This is a genomic window from Vibrio sp. NFR (assembly GCF_027587095.1).
GTDB lineage: Bacteria > Pseudomonadota > Gammaproteobacteria > Enterobacterales > Vibrionaceae > Vibrio > Vibrio harveyi.
In genome coordinates this window covers 694,312-709,860 of the sequence record NZ_JAPPTN010000001.1, presented here as the reverse complement: position 1 = coordinate 709,860, position 15,549 = coordinate 694,312, and the positions used below count along the sequence as shown (strand labels likewise).

Sequence of the window (15,549 nt, the reverse complement as noted above, 5' to 3'; positions counted from 1 at the left end):
ATCATGCGGTATATTCACGAATTATTACAGTCTTAAGCCTTGAATATGCTACCATCCACCATCATTTTAATGTCTAAACTTGGTGCAGGTCGCAAAGCCGATCTCTTTAGTAAACATGTGTGAGCCAATACTAAGCGCCAATAAATCAATAGAAAGAGAAAAATGTCATGAACATTGATTTGAACCTAATTCCTCAAACGTTCGATATGCTTCACGCAGGTCTAGCGGCTTCGAGCGTTTTGCTTCTTCTGATCGCAGTATCTCGTAAATCTAAAGTGATTGAGAAAGTGGTAGAAAAACCAGTCGAGAAAATCGTCGAGGTTGAGAAACCAGTTGAGAAGATCGTTGAAGTAGAAAAAGTAGTGGAAGTTGAGAAAGTCGTAGAGCGTGTTGTAGAAGTTGAATCAAAACTTGCGACAGCGTCAACGGACTCTGCAATGCAGCTGCTTTCTATCATGCAGCAAGAAGCTCGTCTGATTGACTTCCTAAAAGAAGACCTAACGTCATTCTCTGATGAAGAAGTTGGCGCAGCTGCTCGCGTAATCCACACTGGCGGTCAGAAAGTGCTGAACGACTACTTGACGCTAGCACACGTTCGCAACGAAGACGAAGAAACTCGCATTACGGTTGAAGAAGGCTTCAACCCACAAGAAATCCGCCTAACTGGCAACGTTACAGGCAGCGCGCCATTCAACGGCACGCTAGTTCATAAAGGCTGGAAAGCAACATCAATGACGTTGCCAAAACTAGCGGAGAACTACGATGCATCTGTGATCGCTCCAGCTGAGGTTGAGCTGTAATGGAACACATGAACCAAGAAAACCATTCTCAAGAAGCGTCTGTTGAAACTCAACAGACGCCTAAATTCAGTGTTGGTATCGACTTAGGTACAACACACTGTGTCATGTCTTTTGTTGATACACACGATGAAAACGCTCGCGTTGAAGTAATGCCTATCCCGCAGCTTACTGCGCCTGGCACGGTAGAGACTCGCAGCCAATTAGGCTCTTTCCTTTACCAGCCACACGAGCACGAAATGAACCCGCAATCACGCGTTCTTCCGTGGTCTAGCGAGCCAAAAGCTCTGGTTGGTGCTATTGCACGTAACCTAGGTTCAAAAACACCAATTCGTCTTGTTGCAAGTGCGAAATCTTGGCTTTGCCACGCTGGTGTGAACCGTCGTGATGCATTCCTGCCAGCAGGTAGCCCAGAAGAAGTGGAAAAAGTATCCCCTCTTCGCGCGACAGAGCTTTACCTAGAGCACCTAAAAGACGCTTGGAATCACACCAACCCAAATCACAACCTTGCTGATCAAGACGTGACTATTACGGTTCCTGCTTCTTTCGATCCTGCTGCTCGCGATCTAACAGCAGAAGCAGCTCGCAACGTTGGTTTTGTGCACCTAACGCTTCTAGAAGAGCCACAAGCTGCACTTTACAACTGGATCGATAACAGCAACGACAAATGGCGCGACGAAGTTGAAGTTGGCGACATCGTACTTGTAGTAGATATCGGTGGTGGTACGACTGACCTTTCTTTGGTTGAAGTAACTGAAGACGACGGCAACCTAACTCTGAACCGCATCGCGGTAGGTGAACATATCCTACTTGGCGGTGACAACATGGACCTTGCACTTGCGTACCGCTTGAAGATGAAGCTAGCGCAAGAAGGCAAAGAGCTACAGCCATGGCAGGTTCAGGCAATGACGCACGCATGTCGTGACGCGAAAGAAGCGCTATTGAACGACAGCGAGCTTCAGTCAGTGCCAATCGTAGTACCAAGCCGTGGCTCTAAACTGCTTGGCGCAACGCTGAAAACAGAACTGACTCAAGAAGAAGTACAACAAACACTAGTTGACGGCTTCTTCCCTCAAGTTGCGATTACTGACCACCCTGTTCAACGTAACCGTGGTGCACTAACGCAAATGGGTCTGCCTTACGCACAAGATGCAGGCATTACTCGTCACATTGCAGCGTTCTTGTCTAAGCAAGCCAATGCTCTTTCTGCGTCAGGAAATGGCGGCGAAGCAGCGGCTCAAGATTTCAACCCATTCGCTAACATGCCTGGTATGCCAGGTGCGGATGCCGCGCAATCGGCTGACTTCATCAAGCCAACCGCAATCCTATTCAACGGTGGTGTTCTGAAATCGAAACTTCTAGCAACTCGTCTAGAAGACACGATCAACGAATGGCTAATTGAAGCAGATGCAGAAATGGCAAAACGCCTAACAGGTGTGGATCTAGACCTTGCGGTTGCTAGCGGTGCGGCTTACTACGGCTCTGTACGTCGTGGTCAAGGCGTTCGCATCCGTGGTGGTATTGCTTCGGCGTACTACGTGGGTATCGAAAGTGCAATGCCAGCGATTCCGGGTATGGCGCCTCCAATGGAAGCACTTTGTGTTGCGCCATTTGGTATGGAAGAAGGTTCAAGCGTTGACGTACCAAGCCAAGAGTTTGGTTTGATCATCGGTCAGCCAGTTAACTTCCAATTCTTCGGCTCAACGGTTCGTCGTGATGACCTAGCGGGTACCCACCTAGACTACTGGGCACCAGAAGAGCTTGAAGAGCTTCCAGAAATCCAAGTAACGCTGCCAGTATCTGAAGGTCGCCGTGAAGGTGAAGTGGTTCCGGTAACCCTAGCCTCTCGCGTGACAGAGCTTGGTACGCTTTACTTAGAAGCCATTGCCGCTGATAACGGTCAAAAATGGCATGTTGAGTTCGATGTGCGCGAAGACGCGAAAAGCAACTCAAACGAAGAAGAATAAATAGAAATCAAACGGCATCCAATCGGGTGCCGTTTTTAAATACACGAAGGTTTGTATGGCATCTCCTCGTTTTCTTGTTGGTATTGACCTTGGCACCACAAACACTGTGGTGGCGTACTGTGAAATCACCGACAACCTTGAACAATCCGAAGTATCCCTATTCGACATCGACCAATTGATTGGTCCGGGTGAAGTGGTTCGTAAGCCACTGCTGCCCTCTTTCCGCTACCACCCTGCGATTGGTCAAATATCCCCTTCTGACCTGACACTTCCTTGGGAAAACGAACCTGTATCTGGCGACATTAGTAATGTGATCGTGGGTGAATGGGCTCGTGAATTAGGCGCAAAGGTAGAAGGACGTCAGGTATCCAGTGCTAAAAGCTGGCTATCACACCAAGCAGTGGATCGCAGTTCAGACATTCTTCCTTGGGCTGGCGCGCATGACGTGGGCAAAGTCTCTCCCGTCATTGCCAGCGCAAGCTACCTCAACCACATTCGTCAAGCATGGAACTACCGTCACCCTAGCAATAAGCTAGAAGACCAAGATGTGGTTGTGACCGTTCCTGCATCGTTCGATGAAACCGCTCGTAAGCTTACGCTTGAAGCCGCTGAGTTGGCAGGTTTGAAAAAAATCGTCCTGCTCGAAGAGCCACAAGCGGTATGTTACGACTGGTATGCTCGCCACCAGCAAACCGCAGCCGATGAGCTCAAAGAGCTGCCACTGATTCTGGTGTGCGATGTGGGCGGTGGTACTACCGACTTAAGCTTGATTGAAGCAAGTTTCTCTTCACAAAATGAGCTAGCCCTTGATCGTATTGGCGTTGGCGAACACTTGATGCTTGGTGGTGACAACCTCGACTTAGCATTAGCGCACCTTGCAGAGAGTCGCTTCAATCAAAGTAAGAAGCTTACTGCAGCAAGCCTGACTAAGCTGATTCAGCAAACTCGCAAGGCGAAAGAAAACCTACTTTCAGCGAGTGCACCTGAAGAAGTAAAAATCACCATGCTGGGCAGCGGCTCGAAGCTTCTTGGCGGAACAAAGAGTATTGGACTTAGCAAACAAGAAGTGCACCAAATAGCTTTAGATGGCTTCTTCCCGCTTTCTGATTTCAGTGAAGTGCCAGACAAACGCCGCAGCGCCGTTGTTGAGTTTGGTCTTCCATACGTCGCTGACCCAGCAGTGAGCAAACACGTTGCCGAGTTCTTAACTCAGCATCAACAAGTGTCTCGTGCCGCTCTTGGTATCGAAGACGACAAACAAAATGCCATTCCAGTCGGTTTGCTACTCAACGGTGGTGTGTTCAACAGTGAGCTTGTGACTGAGCGTGTCACTACCCTACTGTCCGATTGGCGCGGCGCTCCGGTTACGGTATTAGATAACCCACATCCAGATTGGTCTGTTGCATTAGGTGCTGTTGCGTTTGGTAAAGCACGTCGTGGTGCACAGCTAAAAATTGGTGGTGGTGCAGCGCGTTCTTACTTCTTGCACCTTCAAGAGAAGAACAAGATGGGCAAAGCGCTCTGTTTGCTTGCAAAAGGGGAAGAAGAAGGTCACGAGATCCGCTTAAGTGGTCGTCGTTTCTCGCTTACCCTAGGTGAACCTGTTCGCTTTAACCTGCTGACTTCTACCCACGACACCTTAACCAATAACACCGCTATTCAAAACGGCGTCATGGTTGACGTTGACCCCGACTTGTTTGCTCCTCTGCCACCTTATATCACCACCCTTGAAGGTGAAGGCGCCGAACTGCAAGCCAATCAGAAAGAGCGCGTAGAAGTACAACTGGCGTGTCAGTTGACCGAAGTCGGCACGCTTAAGATGGAATGTGTCAGCGCAGAAGATGACAGCAAACGTTGGGAGCTGGAATTCGAAGTTCGTAACAAGCAAACCGATGACAGCGAGCAAGTTAAGCTTCACCCTAAACTGAACGAATGTAAGGAGCTGATCGCTCGCCTTTACAGCGGTAACAAGAAAAGCGCAGAAAGCAAAGAGATCAAAACCTTAGCCAAAGATCTTGAGAAGAAACTTGGCAAACGTGACGAGTGGGATTTCACGACCCTACGTCAACTGTTTGATACCTTTGCTCAAGGTCGTAAGCGTCGCCGCCGCTCTGAACAGCACGAGAAAAACTGGCTTCGTTTGGCGGGCTTTGCGTTGCGTCCGGGCTTTGGCGATCCAACCGATACATGGCGCATTGAGCAAGTTTGGGGTCTCTACCAACAAAACATTCAATTCAAGAACCATCAAGGTTGGACCGACTGGTGGGTATTCTGGCGTCGCATCGCAGGTGGTTTAAGCCAAGAGCAGCAAGAGACTATCTTGGCGGACATCGCGAAATACCTACACCCTGGCGCGATGAAAAACCCACAATCTGCCAAAGCGGCGCAAGATATGGGTTATGAATCCATGGTTCGATTAGCGGCATCGCTTGAACACCTAGAAGTCGAAGACAAAGTTCTATTGGCAACGTGGTTCTTGAGCAAAGCCATCAACCATAACCAGTTCGAACAAGCGCACTGGTGGGCAATGGGTCGTTTGGCATCGCGTACGCCTTTGTATGGCAGCCAGCATAACGTCATTCCTCGTGAACAAGCGGAACAATGGTTACCTAAGCTGTTGGAACAGAACTGGCAGAAAGAGCCAATGATCGCTTTCGCAGCCGTAATGATTTGTCGTAAGACGGGCGACCGCCTATTTGATATCTCAGACGACTACCGTGAACAAGTTCTCACCAAGCTGAAGCAAAGCAAGGTGCCTGAATCTTGGGTATCACTGGTTGAAGAAGTCAAAGAGCTATCTGAGAGCGAATCGAAGCGTATCTTTGGTGATGCACTCCCAAGCGGTCTGACGCTGGTAAACAACTAAGCTCCCATGCTTATAAACGCAACAAAGCCCTTCATGAGAAGGGCTTTGTTTTGTCTGATTCTACTTGCTGACTTAGTTCATTTCCGTATTGATCACCACGTCACGCGTTTCATTATCCATATCACTGATGCCAACAACTGAGATTTCACGGTCAGATAAATTCTCAATCATGCTGTCTTCTAACCCACCGTCCGTCATCCACGCATAGAATTTTTCTGCAATACGATCCGAACCTTCTCCGACAAACGTTAATGTGACCTTCTTCATTTGTGACACTCCATCAATTTACGATTCAGCCACTTAAGCGTAGTATGTTTCGCAAATATCGACATAAACTAGGACTAACTTCTTTTATGAGTATCGAAAAATTTGACGCGATTTATCAGCGCGCTGCTGAGCGTAAAGGTGGTGAAGATCAACTTGAAGCGCTTTTGTCTCATCCACTAAGCAAAGAAGAATTGGCAGCGATTCCCGATGACCGTTGGCTGGCCGCTTTTTCGATGAAGGTATTCCAAAGTGGGATTTCGTGGAGCGTGGTTCGCAACAAGTGGCCGAACTTCGAAGAAGTATTCTTCGGATTTAAGATTGAGCCCTTGTTAATGCTGTCAGACGAGCAATGGGAAACCAAAGCAACCGACAAACGCATCATTCGCCATCTCACTAAAGTCATGTCGATCCCTGCTAATGCTCGTATGATCCACGAAGCAAAAATCGAATACGGCTCGTTTGGCAAAATGGTTGCCGATTGGCCGCAAGAGAACATCACCGACCTATGGGCATATTTGAAGAAACACGGTAATCGCCTAGGTGGAAATACCGGTCCTTACACACTTCGCCAAATGGGCGTTGATACCTTTATCTTGTCTAGCGACGTCGAGGCTTACCTGCGTAATTGCAAGATCATTGAAGGTGGCAAAGACACTAAAAAGTCGCTCGACGCCACCAACAAAGCGTTTGTGCAATGGCAACAAGAAAGTGGTAGAAGCCTGTCTGAAATCAGCCAAGTTATTGCGTTCAGCACCGGCGATAATCGCATTTAATCCAGATTAAACCCAAAATACAAACGGCGCACTGATCATTGGATTTAGTGCGCCGTTTTTATGTTCATTGGTTCAAGTACAGACTTACTTTGAAGCCAGTGATTCCCACTCAGTCAGTAGCTGCATAATGCGGTGAGAGTCTTCCCATGTTGCACAAGGGTTTTCTAACGAGGTACACCCCTCCTCAACCGCTTGGCGAATAGTGCGCACTTGATAGAAGAAAGCGTCCCCAGCTGCCGGTACAAACACTTCACGCTTCGACGTCTCGTAAATTTCCACACTAAACTGGTTATCTTGCGTTGGTAGCCATGGGTTCGAGTCTAACGTAATACAGCCTTTGCTACCCAGAATGGTGAATTGGTGTTTCAATCCGTGATCTTCGGCGGTATGCACGCTCGCCGTTTGTTGCTCACCGAATTGCATCATCAAGCTCGATTCACAGATATTCCCATCGTTACCTCGTCGACCAATCGCCGTCATAGAGCGGTTTCCAAAGGCTTGTTCACCCAACATGGTTTTCACCACCAAGTGCACCAGTGATATTGGGTAGCAACCTAAATTATACAAAGCACCTTTGCTGTCTGGATTAACAAACTGCGCAATCGACGCAATATAAGAAGTATGGATGGAGCGAAGTTCACCGATCTCTCCCGATTTAAGCACCGAAAGTAACTCGCTGATCAACGGGTGATGCAAGTACATCAAGCCTTCAGCAAAGAATACCTTGTGCGATTCGACTGCCTTTAGAGCCAGCTCAGTTTTTTCCATATCTACCGAAAGTGACTTCTCACAAAGAATCGCTTTACCCTGCTCTGCCGCTTTGACGATAAAGTCATGATGAAGGTGATTTGGCAGTGCGATGTAAATAATGTCGACTTGTTCATCGGCAATCAACGCATCGTAATCGGTGAAGGTATTCTCGATGCCATATTGCTCAGCAAATGCATTCAAGTTCCGTTCCGAACGTCCAGCAACTGCGTAGAGCTTACTCTTGTCATCGCCTTGGATTGCCTCTGCCATGACACCTGAGATAAAGCTTGTGCCTAAAATGCCCCATTTCATGTTCACGTCTCCTATTGCGCTTGAGTTTCGAATGCTTGGACTAACTCTGCCATTTCAGCTGCAATGAACGCTTGTGTATGCGGCATAGCAAAATGCGCTTCAATCGCGGCGCGGTTTTCATATCGCTCCCAAAGAATCACACGCAGTGGGTCTTTCGAATCGTAGGTCGCATTCGCTTGCAAACACCCAGCTTCGCTCTGCATATCAAGGCAAAATTGTTCAATGGTCTCAACCACTTGTTGTCTTGGCTTATCGGCATTCATTTTCAGTTCGGCGGTAACAAAAATCGTCTTGCTCATGATGGATCTCTTTCTCCACTCTTAATCATACGTCCACTGTAATTAACCTCATATGATTGATAAACTCTGCTTTAGTTATTTCTTTATCAACTCTGGGTGTGTAATGGATAAATTAACAAGCATGAAGGTTTTCGCTTACGTGGTCGAACATGGCAGCTTTCGTAACGCCGCACACCACTTTGATATTTCACCGACCATGGTTGGCAAACACATGAGCTTTCTTGAGCAAAGCTTAGGTACGCAGCTGATTCATCGCACCACGCGCAAACAGTCCTTGACCGAAGCTGGCAGACTCTACTATCAAGAGTGCCACCGCATTATTGAAGACATAACCAACGCAGAGAACCTAATCCAGACGCTGATCAACCGCCCAACTGGAACAGTAAAAGTTAACTGCCCAGTTACCTATGGTAAAAAGGTGATTGCGCCCATCGTGGCTGACTTCTTAGCTGAATTTCCCGAACTGAACGTTGAGTTAATGTTGGATAACAGTTTGATTGACCCATATCGAAGCGAAGCAGACGTGATTATTCGTATTGGTGAGTTGGTCGATTCATCGTTAGTTGCAAGAAAACTCGGGGAATACGACATGACTTACTGCGCCTCACCCTCTTATCTTAAGCTGCATGCCCCTATCCAATCGCTTGATGACCTTGAACATCATCATTGTTTGGGATTTCAGTACCACCAAGGGGAAAGCCAACAGGTGGTGAACATGCCATCTAATACCTTTGGAAACAGCAACACCCGATTAACGTCTAATAATGGTGATGTGCTTAAGTTTGCCGCGTTAAAAGGCTCTGGTGTTCTTCTACAACCAAAGATTTTAGTTGAACAAGAAATCCAGTCTGGCGCGTTGGTAGAAATTCTCCATTCACACATTCCCAAGCCAAAGCCGATCCACCTGCTTTACCGTTCAAAACAGCTTTCCCTTAAAAATCGCACCTTCGTCGATTTTGTTCTTTCTCATGTGAGCCAATAATACAAACAGACAAAACGGCTGTAATTTAACCAAGCAATTAGTTTTTATTGTCGATATGACAAATATTATTTCTCATTAATTATCTTTATTTTTCATACTGTTAGCACAGAACACTCATTTGATGAACATAATTTATTGATTCCCATCAATTGCATTGCCCTGACAAAGTGACTAGGATTGCCGCCTTTCCTGAGTGAACTATCAAAATAACATCGAGAATTTAATCTAATTTCTCTCCAAGTTCGTGCGTAATCACGACATTTGCACTCATTTCAAACTGCATAAGCACATTCCTTTGCTTATGAAAACGACATTGATTTCTCAACACTTTTGGTCACGTATGTGACTTTTTTCGTTGGGAGCGATTTTTCAATCAAGGTTGGTCACAAGGACGCTACCCCTTGACTGCATTTACTGGAGGATAAAATGCCTAAAGGTCTAATGCTGACTGACTTAGCCATTGCTGGCTTACTATTGATTTTGGCAAAAGTCATTCGCGTTCACACGCCACTACTACAACGTATGTACATTCCATCGGCGGTTCTCGCGGGATTATTCGGTCTGATTTTTGGACCAGCCCTGCTAAACATACTGCCGTGGACCGATACATTTACCGCTAACGCAAGCCTATTAACTGCTGCACTTTTTTCTGCGTTAGGTCTGGCAACTGATGTCCCATCACCTAAGACCGTCGCACAGCGCGCTGGCTCATTGTGGGCATTCAACCAAATCGCTTCTGTTTCACAGTGGTTATTTGCAGCAATGTTTGGTCTCGCGATCACTACCTTCTTCTGGCCAGAGATTAATCCAGCCTTTGGCGTAACAATGTCTGCAGGCTTTATGGGCGGTCACGGTTCAGCTTCTGTTGTTGGCGAAATATTCACGGGGCTTGGTTGGGAAGATGGCTTCACACTAGGTTTAACCTTCGCAACCGTGGGTATCTTCATTTCGATTTCTGTCGGCATGCTCATGCTGCAATTCGCATTGAAGATGGGTTGGATTCGTAGCTTTACGACATTCGATAGCATGGACGAACACGAACGCAAAGGCCTTGTTAAACCTGATGATCAAGAACCGGTAATGAAAGACACTATGTCTTCCCTGTCGGTTGATTCTTTTGCGATTCACGCCGCATTGGTGGTTGTAGTAACGGCGTTCTCCTATGTTGCTGCTAACTATTTATCTTCCTTCCACGATAAGGTGCAGATCCCAACGTTTGTAACCGGGTTCCTTGGCGGTATGTTGGTTCGAATTGTCGCAAAGCAGACCAAAGCGTCACGTTACCTTTGTGATGGCGCGTTCAAACATGCAGCGGGCATCAGCACCGACTATTTGATTATCTTCGGTATCTCTGCAATCAAAATTACCGTCTTGGCCCAATACTTAATGCCTATGGTAGTACTAGCTCTTGGCGGCGTATGTTTCACACTTTGGTTAATCTTTTGGGTGGCTCCACGCATCATGGGAGACGATTGGTTTGAAAAAGGCATCTTCTCTTGGGGTTGGCTGACGGGTACGGTTGCAATGGGTATTGCCCTACTGCGTATTGTCGATCCAAAGATGCGTAGCAAGGTACTTGATGATTACGCCATCGCTTATGTCCCAGGCTCAATCACTGACATCTTCATCATATCTTTGATGCCAATCGCGATGTATAACGGCATGCACTGGCAAGCGCTTGGCGTTGGTCTAGCTTACATAGCCGTAGTTCTTTTCATTTGGCGTTTTGTTTTCAAACAAGGCTCACAGACCGCAACGAATCCATCATAACGACCTGATTTACCGAGCCTCATTTTAGCTGAAATGGGGCTTTTTCTTACTGATATCTCAATAACTTTTTATGTAAAAACAAACACACTTCAAGTTAAAAAAATGAGCAATTTGTTTTATATATAAGAACATGACTACTCATCGCATAACTTCATTCTTTTTCAATACCTTTCCAGCCATAATTTTGTTCCAGAATAGCAGTCTATAAAAGCAAATTCGGAGGTTGGCTGTGCGTAATTCCAAAGGTTTTACTCTGATAGAATTGGTGATTTGTATCGTCATTCTGGGAATAGTAAGTGTTGTGGCGTTTCCAAAATTTTTAGACATCCAAAAAGACGCCCGTATTGCGGTCTTGCATGGCGCAAGAGAAGCTTTGATGACCGCAAACAATCAAGTTTATGCGAAAGCAGTCATGCAATCTCAAGAACAAGTCGATGGTGGAGAGGTCAAGAATATTGACTTGGATAGCGATGGTGTTAAGGATTTAATTGGCTATTACGGATACATAAAGAACGTAATACCTGCACAAGAACTCGCTGGTTTTGACCCTCAATTGACTATCAATCGATGGTATGGCGTGGATGATGAAAATGAACCTTACTTCTTGATTGGCTTTGCTAATAAGCCCGTAGATATCTCTCATCTTTGTTATGTTGAGGTTTACTACCCGAAAACATCAGGTGGTCAAATAAAATACGGAATTCAAACTAGAGACTGCTAAAACCACTCGGAATGAGCTTCAAGAGTATCACTTTTGAAGCTTTTATCCCCTAACAACCCAAAACCCTTCAAAACTCCAATTTAACAATAAATTCACATTATCTCGTTACATCCACACCTTTCAGCGATACATAAGGCAGCAAACCACACTGTTCCTTCCAAATCGACACATTGTATTGTTTTTCATTTCGCTCAAAAATTCCGCTTGTAAACTCATTAATTCGCTCAATAATAGTTCTATAACAAATTCAATAATTTAAGCAGGAGGCGAAATGAGAATATTCTGGCAGCTGCGTTGGTACTTCCAACTCAAATGGAAACAATATGTGGGGTCAATCCTATTGTTTGCCGTCATTTCAGCCCTTCAGCTTGTTCCCCCTAAAGCAGTCGGCATTATTGTCGATGGTGTGGTTGATAACACGCTAGAAACCAGCACCTTACTGATGTGGTTAACCGGTCTTATTGCGTTATTTTTTGCGATATATGGCTGTCGAATTCTATGGCGTATCTGGTTATTTGGCGCGAGTTGGGAATTAGGCACTATTTTACGTAACCGACTCTACCGCCATATATCCACGCAACCTCCTCGATTCTTCGAAAGATACAAAACTGGCGACCTGATGGCTCGTGGTACCAATGACGTGCGCAACGTCGTGATGACAGCCGGTGAAGGCGTATTAACCGCGGCAGATTCGGTGATTACGGGTATTGCTGTTTTCATTATTATGGTGACACAAATCAGTTGGAAGCTGACGTTAATGGCTCTTTTACCGATGCCATTCCTCGCGATCATCATCTTTTTCATTGTTCGCATTCTGCATAAACGTTTTAAGATCGCACAAGAAGCTTTCTCCACAATGTCAGACATGACTCAAGAATCATTGAATGGCGTACGTATGCTGCGTGCTTTTGGGTTAGAAAACCAAGAGCAAAAGCGTTTTGAAGATGTCGTCGATGATACTGGCGAGAAGAATATCGCGGTAGCTCGCGTTGACGCACGTTTTGACCCAGCAATCCAATTGACCATTGGCATGTCTTTCTTCCTAAGCGTGGCATCAGGTGCGTATTTAGTTGACCAAGGTGATATTACACTTGGGGATTTGACCGCATTTACCATGTACTTAGGTCTTATGATTTGGCCGATGCTGGCATTCGCGTTCTTGTTCAATATTCTGGAACGAGGCTCTGCTGCGTGGAATCGCCTACAAGAAATATTTGATGAGAAGCCAGAAATCATCAGTGGCGATACAGCATTAGGCACGGCTCCATTACCTTTGCAGATCAAGATTAATGAGTTCCACTGGTCAAAAGATCTGCCCGCTGCGCTCACCGATGTTCACATCACTTTGGAGCCTGGAAAAATGCTCGGCATTGCAGGTCCTGTCGGTAGTGGCAAATCAACCTTGCTAACCCTACTGCTTCGTCAACATGACATGGACAACGGTACGATTCAATTTGGTGATATCAAAATCAAAAACGCACTCTTACCAGAATGGCGAAACCGCTTTGCCGTGGTCAATCAAAGCCCGTTCTTGTTCTCTAAATCTATCTTCGACAACATCGCTCTAGGTAACCCTGACGCATCAAAAGAAGACGTTTATCGTGCAGCGAAACTGGCTTGTATCCACGACGATATTGAGAAGTTTCCTGAAGGCTATCAAACAGAAGTGGGCGAAAAAGGCATTACCCTCTCTGGAGGTCAGAAACAACGTATCGCTATTGCTCGCGCCATGTTGCTCCATGCACAAGTGCTGGTCTTAGATGACGCTCTATCTGCCGTTGATGGGCGTACAGAGCATCAAATACTAAAGAACCTAGAGACGCATTACCGTGAACAGGCGTTAATCGTCATCGCTCATCGCCTCACTGCGTTAGAGGCAGCCGAAGAGATTGTCGTACTCAACCACGGTCACATCGCAGAACGTGGTCAACATCGCTCGCTTCTTGAGCGGCAAGGTTGGTACGCAGAGATGTACCAATATCAAAAACTAGAACAAGCAATGGAGGACGAATAATGAAGCAATCAACAACGTTTAAACGGTTATTGTCTTACCCATTGTCGCAACCAAAGCCGATGTTAAAAGGCTTAGCACTGCTGTTTATAGCCGCGTTAGCCAGCGCGGGTGGACCTTGGCTCGTTCAATACTTTATTGATGAACACATCGCGAAAGGTGATTATTCACGAGATATTTTGATTTCATTGGCAGCGGGCTACATCGCATTACAGCTTATTTCAGCGACGTTTCAATATTTCCAATCGCTGCAGTTCAGCATTGTGGCGACCAACACAATAAAAACGATTCGCAAACAAGTTTTCGCTGGCGTCATCAAGCAACCCTTGTCCGAGTTTGATTACACTCCTGCTGGTAAGTTGGTTTCAAGAATCACCAACGACACGGAATCGCTGCAACAGTTTTACGAACTGCTAATCGCGACGGTAGTGAAGAACGCGGTGATGATCTTGGTAATGCTTGGGGTTATGTTTTACATGAGCTGGAAACTGACGATCGTGGTGTTAGTGCTCCTACCTATCGTTATCGGCTTCATGTACCTGTTCAAAAAACTAAGTACCGAAAGCTACCGCAACATGCGTGATTTACTGACAGACATTAACGCCAACTTGAGTGAGTCTATTCAAGGCATGAGTGTAGTGCAGTTGATGCAGCAAGAAGAACGATTCAACAAGCAATTCAACGGGCTCACCGCAGATCATTTAGTCGCATCAAAGAAAGTTATTCGTTTGAACGGCTTCCTACTGCGTCCGCTCATGGATTTACTCGCGGGTCTTGCACTGCTCTCACTCGTTGCTATCTTTGGTTTTAATGGCGTAGAAATGATTGGTGTCGGCGTTCTTTATGCCTTCATAAGCTACTTAGCGCGCGTAACTGAACCTTTGATTGAAATGACTCAGCAGTTGGCATTACTTCAGCAAGCATTAGTATCGAGTGAGCGAGTGTTCGAGTTGATGGATGCGAAAGAACAAACCTATGGTGACGATCACCGCCCACTCCAAACGGGTGCAATCGAATTGAGCAACCTCACTTTCAGCTACGATGGCAAACAAGACGTGTTGAAAGACATTTCTCTCAAAGCTGCTCACCAAGACTTTATCGCTCTTGTTGGTCATACCGGCAGTGGTAAAAGTACTCTCGCATCACTACTGATGGGCTTTTATCCAACGAACATCGGTGAGTTACGCATCGATGGTCGCCCATTAAAGTCCCTAGGAAAAGACGTACTTCGTAAAGACGTTGCCATGGTTCAACAAGACCCGCATATCTTACCTGCTAGCGTAAAAGAAAATATTTCTTTAGGTAGAGCGGTCGAAGATACTCAAGTTTGGGATGCACTAGAAAAGGTAGGATTGGCAGAACAAATTCGTCGTTATCCGAATGGTCTAGACACACAACTTGGACAAGGCGAAACGAATCTTTCTGCAGGTCAAAAGCAGTTGCTTGCGCTGGCGCGTGTTTTGGTGGCTAAACCAAAAATCCTTATCTTGGATGAGGCAACCGCGAACATCGATTCGGGTACTGAAGCTCTGATTCAAAAAAGCTTAGAAGTTCTGCGCCAAGATATGACGCTTGTCGTCATTGCGCACCGATTATCGACTATTTTAGATGCCGATCAGATTATCGTTTTGCATCATGGCGATTTGGTTGAAAGTGGCACGCACAAAGCGCTGTTAAAACACAATGGACGATACGCGCAGATGTACCAGCTTCAGCAAGCAAATCGACATATTCAGCAACTTGAAGAGGAAGATGACAAACAGTTTGAGGAAGCTGTTTAAACAGTCTACAGACCCAGACATTAAGCCCGTTGGTCATACTGCGGGCTTTTGTTTATCCCCAATACCGGCGAACCGACTCGATGTCTCGTTCCCCGGTTTCCACCACCTTCATTTCTAATATTCTTAGACTATACCCAAGTAACCTCGAGTTGCTAGGTTCAGCGAGAATGACTTGGTTTGTAGACGCGGCGACGATTTAAAGATCTAGTCACTCTAAATCAAGAATCGGCAACAAAGTATACAAGCCAAGACA

The 15,549-nt window shown here is 46.1% G+C and carries 12 protein-coding genes; 9 read left to right on the top strand and 3 right to left on the bottom strand.

The window, feature by feature from the left end; all coding sequences use genetic code 11:
* Positions 1 to 167 precede the first annotated feature (167 nt).
* Genes OH463_RS03115 through OH463_RS03105 form a run of 3 tightly spaced genes read left to right on the top strand, consistent with a single transcriptional unit; the run spans position 168 to position 5,630 of the window.
* Positions 168 to 800 carry a DUF2760 domain-containing protein gene (locus OH463_RS03115; RefSeq protein WP_269990483.1) on the top strand — a complete coding sequence of 211 codons (633 nt, stop codon included), beginning with the start codon at positions 168 to 170 and terminating at the stop codon, positions 798 to 800.
* The gene (locus tag OH463_RS03110) at positions 800 to 2,764 is read left to right on the top strand and encodes an Hsp70 family protein (RefSeq protein WP_269990482.1); all 1,965 of its coding nucleotides are present in this window, start codon (positions 800 to 802) and stop codon (positions 2,762 to 2,764) included. The genes OH463_RS03115 and OH463_RS03110 overlap by 1 nt, the downstream gene beginning before the upstream one ends.
* 55 nt (positions 2,765 to 2,819) lie before the next feature.
* Positions 2,820 to 5,630 (top strand): Hsp70 family protein, encoded by a 2,811-nt coding sequence (locus OH463_RS03105; protein ID WP_269990481.1) that lies wholly within the window; start codon positions 2,820 to 2,822, stop codon positions 5,628 to 5,630.
* A 72-nt stretch (positions 5,631 to 5,702) separates the two neighbouring features.
* On the opposite strand, the gene OH463_RS03100 is transcribed toward OH463_RS03105, so the two are convergent.
* Positions 5,703 to 5,897, bottom strand: coding sequence for a hypothetical protein (locus OH463_RS03100; protein WP_005377692.1), 195 nt, complete (start codon positions 5,895 to 5,897; stop codon positions 5,703 to 5,705).
* A gap of 86 nt (positions 5,898 to 5,983) precedes the next feature.
* Between OH463_RS03100 and OH463_RS03095 the strand changes: the two genes are divergently transcribed.
* Positions 5,984 to 6,670, top strand: a complete 687-nt coding sequence (locus OH463_RS03095) for a DNA-3-methyladenine glycosylase I (protein WP_005451824.1) — start codon at positions 5,984 to 5,986, stop codon at positions 6,668 to 6,670.
* An 84-nt stretch (positions 6,671 to 6,754) separates the two neighbouring features.
* On the opposite strand, the gene OH463_RS03090 is transcribed toward OH463_RS03095, so the two are convergent.
* Both OH463_RS03090 and OH463_RS03085 read right to left on the bottom strand, forming a co-directional pair.
* The gene (locus OH463_RS03090; RefSeq protein WP_009698078.1) at positions 6,755 to 7,732 is read right to left on the bottom strand and encodes a Gfo/Idh/MocA family protein; all 978 of its coding nucleotides are present in this window, start codon (positions 7,730 to 7,732) and stop codon (positions 6,755 to 6,757) included.
* Between the two features lie 11 nt (positions 7,733 to 7,743).
* Complete coding sequence (locus tag OH463_RS03085) at positions 7,744 to 8,031, bottom strand: putative quinol monooxygenase (RefSeq protein ID WP_009698079.1); 288 nt, start codon at positions 8,029 to 8,031, stop codon at positions 7,744 to 7,746.
* 103 nt (positions 8,032 to 8,134) lie between these two features.
* On the opposite strand from OH463_RS03085, the gene OH463_RS03080 reads away from it, so the two are divergent.
* From OH463_RS03080 to OH463_RS03060, 5 genes are all read left to right on the top strand, one after another.
* On the top strand, positions 8,135 to 9,013 hold the full coding sequence (locus tag OH463_RS03080; protein ID WP_029789841.1) for a LysR family transcriptional regulator: 879 nt from the start codon (positions 8,135 to 8,137) through the stop codon (positions 9,011 to 9,013).
* A gap of 426 nt (positions 9,014 to 9,439) precedes the next feature.
* Complete coding sequence (locus OH463_RS03075; RefSeq protein ID WP_047513657.1) at positions 9,440 to 10,783, top strand: sodium/glutamate symporter; 1,344 nt, start codon at positions 9,440 to 9,442, stop codon at positions 10,781 to 10,783.
* A 229-nt stretch (positions 10,784 to 11,012) separates the two neighbouring features.
* Positions 11,013 to 11,504, top strand: coding sequence for a type II secretion system protein (locus OH463_RS03070; RefSeq protein ID WP_005451816.1), 492 nt, complete (start codon positions 11,013 to 11,015; stop codon positions 11,502 to 11,504).
* A 271-nt stretch (positions 11,505 to 11,775) separates the two neighbouring features.
* A complete protein-coding gene (locus OH463_RS03065) occupies positions 11,776 to 13,518 on the top strand; it encodes an ABC transporter transmembrane domain-containing protein (RefSeq protein WP_269990478.1) in 1,743 nt (580 codons plus the stop codon).
* The gene (locus OH463_RS03060; RefSeq protein WP_005444422.1) at positions 13,518 to 15,296 is read left to right on the top strand and encodes an ABC transporter transmembrane domain-containing protein; all 1,779 of its coding nucleotides are present in this window, start codon (positions 13,518 to 13,520) and stop codon (positions 15,294 to 15,296) included. Before OH463_RS03065 ends, OH463_RS03060 begins: the two co-directional genes overlap by 1 nt.
* Positions 15,297 to 15,549 lie beyond the last annotated feature (253 nt).

Excerpts from the sequence above, each read along its gene's own strand:
- OH463_RS03105 (WP_269990481.1), top strand. The coding sequence starts at position 2,820 with ATGGCATCTCCTCGTTTTCTTGTTGGTATTGACCTTGGCACCACAAAC.
- OH463_RS03110 (WP_269990482.1), top strand. The coding sequence starts at position 800 with ATGGAACACATGAACCAAGAAAACCATTCTCAAGAAGCGTCTGTTGAA.
- OH463_RS03060 (WP_005444422.1), top strand. The coding sequence starts at position 13,518 with ATGAAGCAATCAACAACGTTTAAACGGTTATTGTCTTACCCATTGTCG.
- OH463_RS03065 (WP_269990478.1), top strand. The coding sequence starts at position 11,776 with ATGAGAATATTCTGGCAGCTGCGTTGGTACTTCCAACTCAAATGGAAA.
- OH463_RS03095 (WP_005451824.1), top strand. The coding sequence starts at position 5,984 with ATGAGTATCGAAAAATTTGACGCGATTTATCAGCGCGCTGCTGAGCGT.
- OH463_RS03100 (WP_005377692.1), bottom strand. The coding sequence starts at position 5,897 with ATGAAGAAGGTCACATTAACGTTTGTCGGAGAAGGTTCGGATCGTATT.
- OH463_RS03075 (WP_047513657.1), top strand. The coding sequence starts at position 9,440 with ATGCCTAAAGGTCTAATGCTGACTGACTTAGCCATTGCTGGCTTACTA.
- OH463_RS03090 (WP_009698078.1), bottom strand. The coding sequence starts at position 7,732 with ATGAAATGGGGCATTTTAGGCACAAGCTTTATCTCAGGTGTCATGGCA.
- OH463_RS03085 (WP_009698079.1), bottom strand. The coding sequence starts at position 8,031 with ATGAGCAAGACGATTTTTGTTACCGCCGAACTGAAAATGAATGCCGAT.
- OH463_RS03115 (WP_269990483.1), top strand. The coding sequence starts at position 168 with ATGAACATTGATTTGAACCTAATTCCTCAAACGTTCGATATGCTTCAC.
- OH463_RS03080 (WP_029789841.1), top strand. The coding sequence starts at position 8,135 with ATGGATAAATTAACAAGCATGAAGGTTTTCGCTTACGTGGTCGAACAT.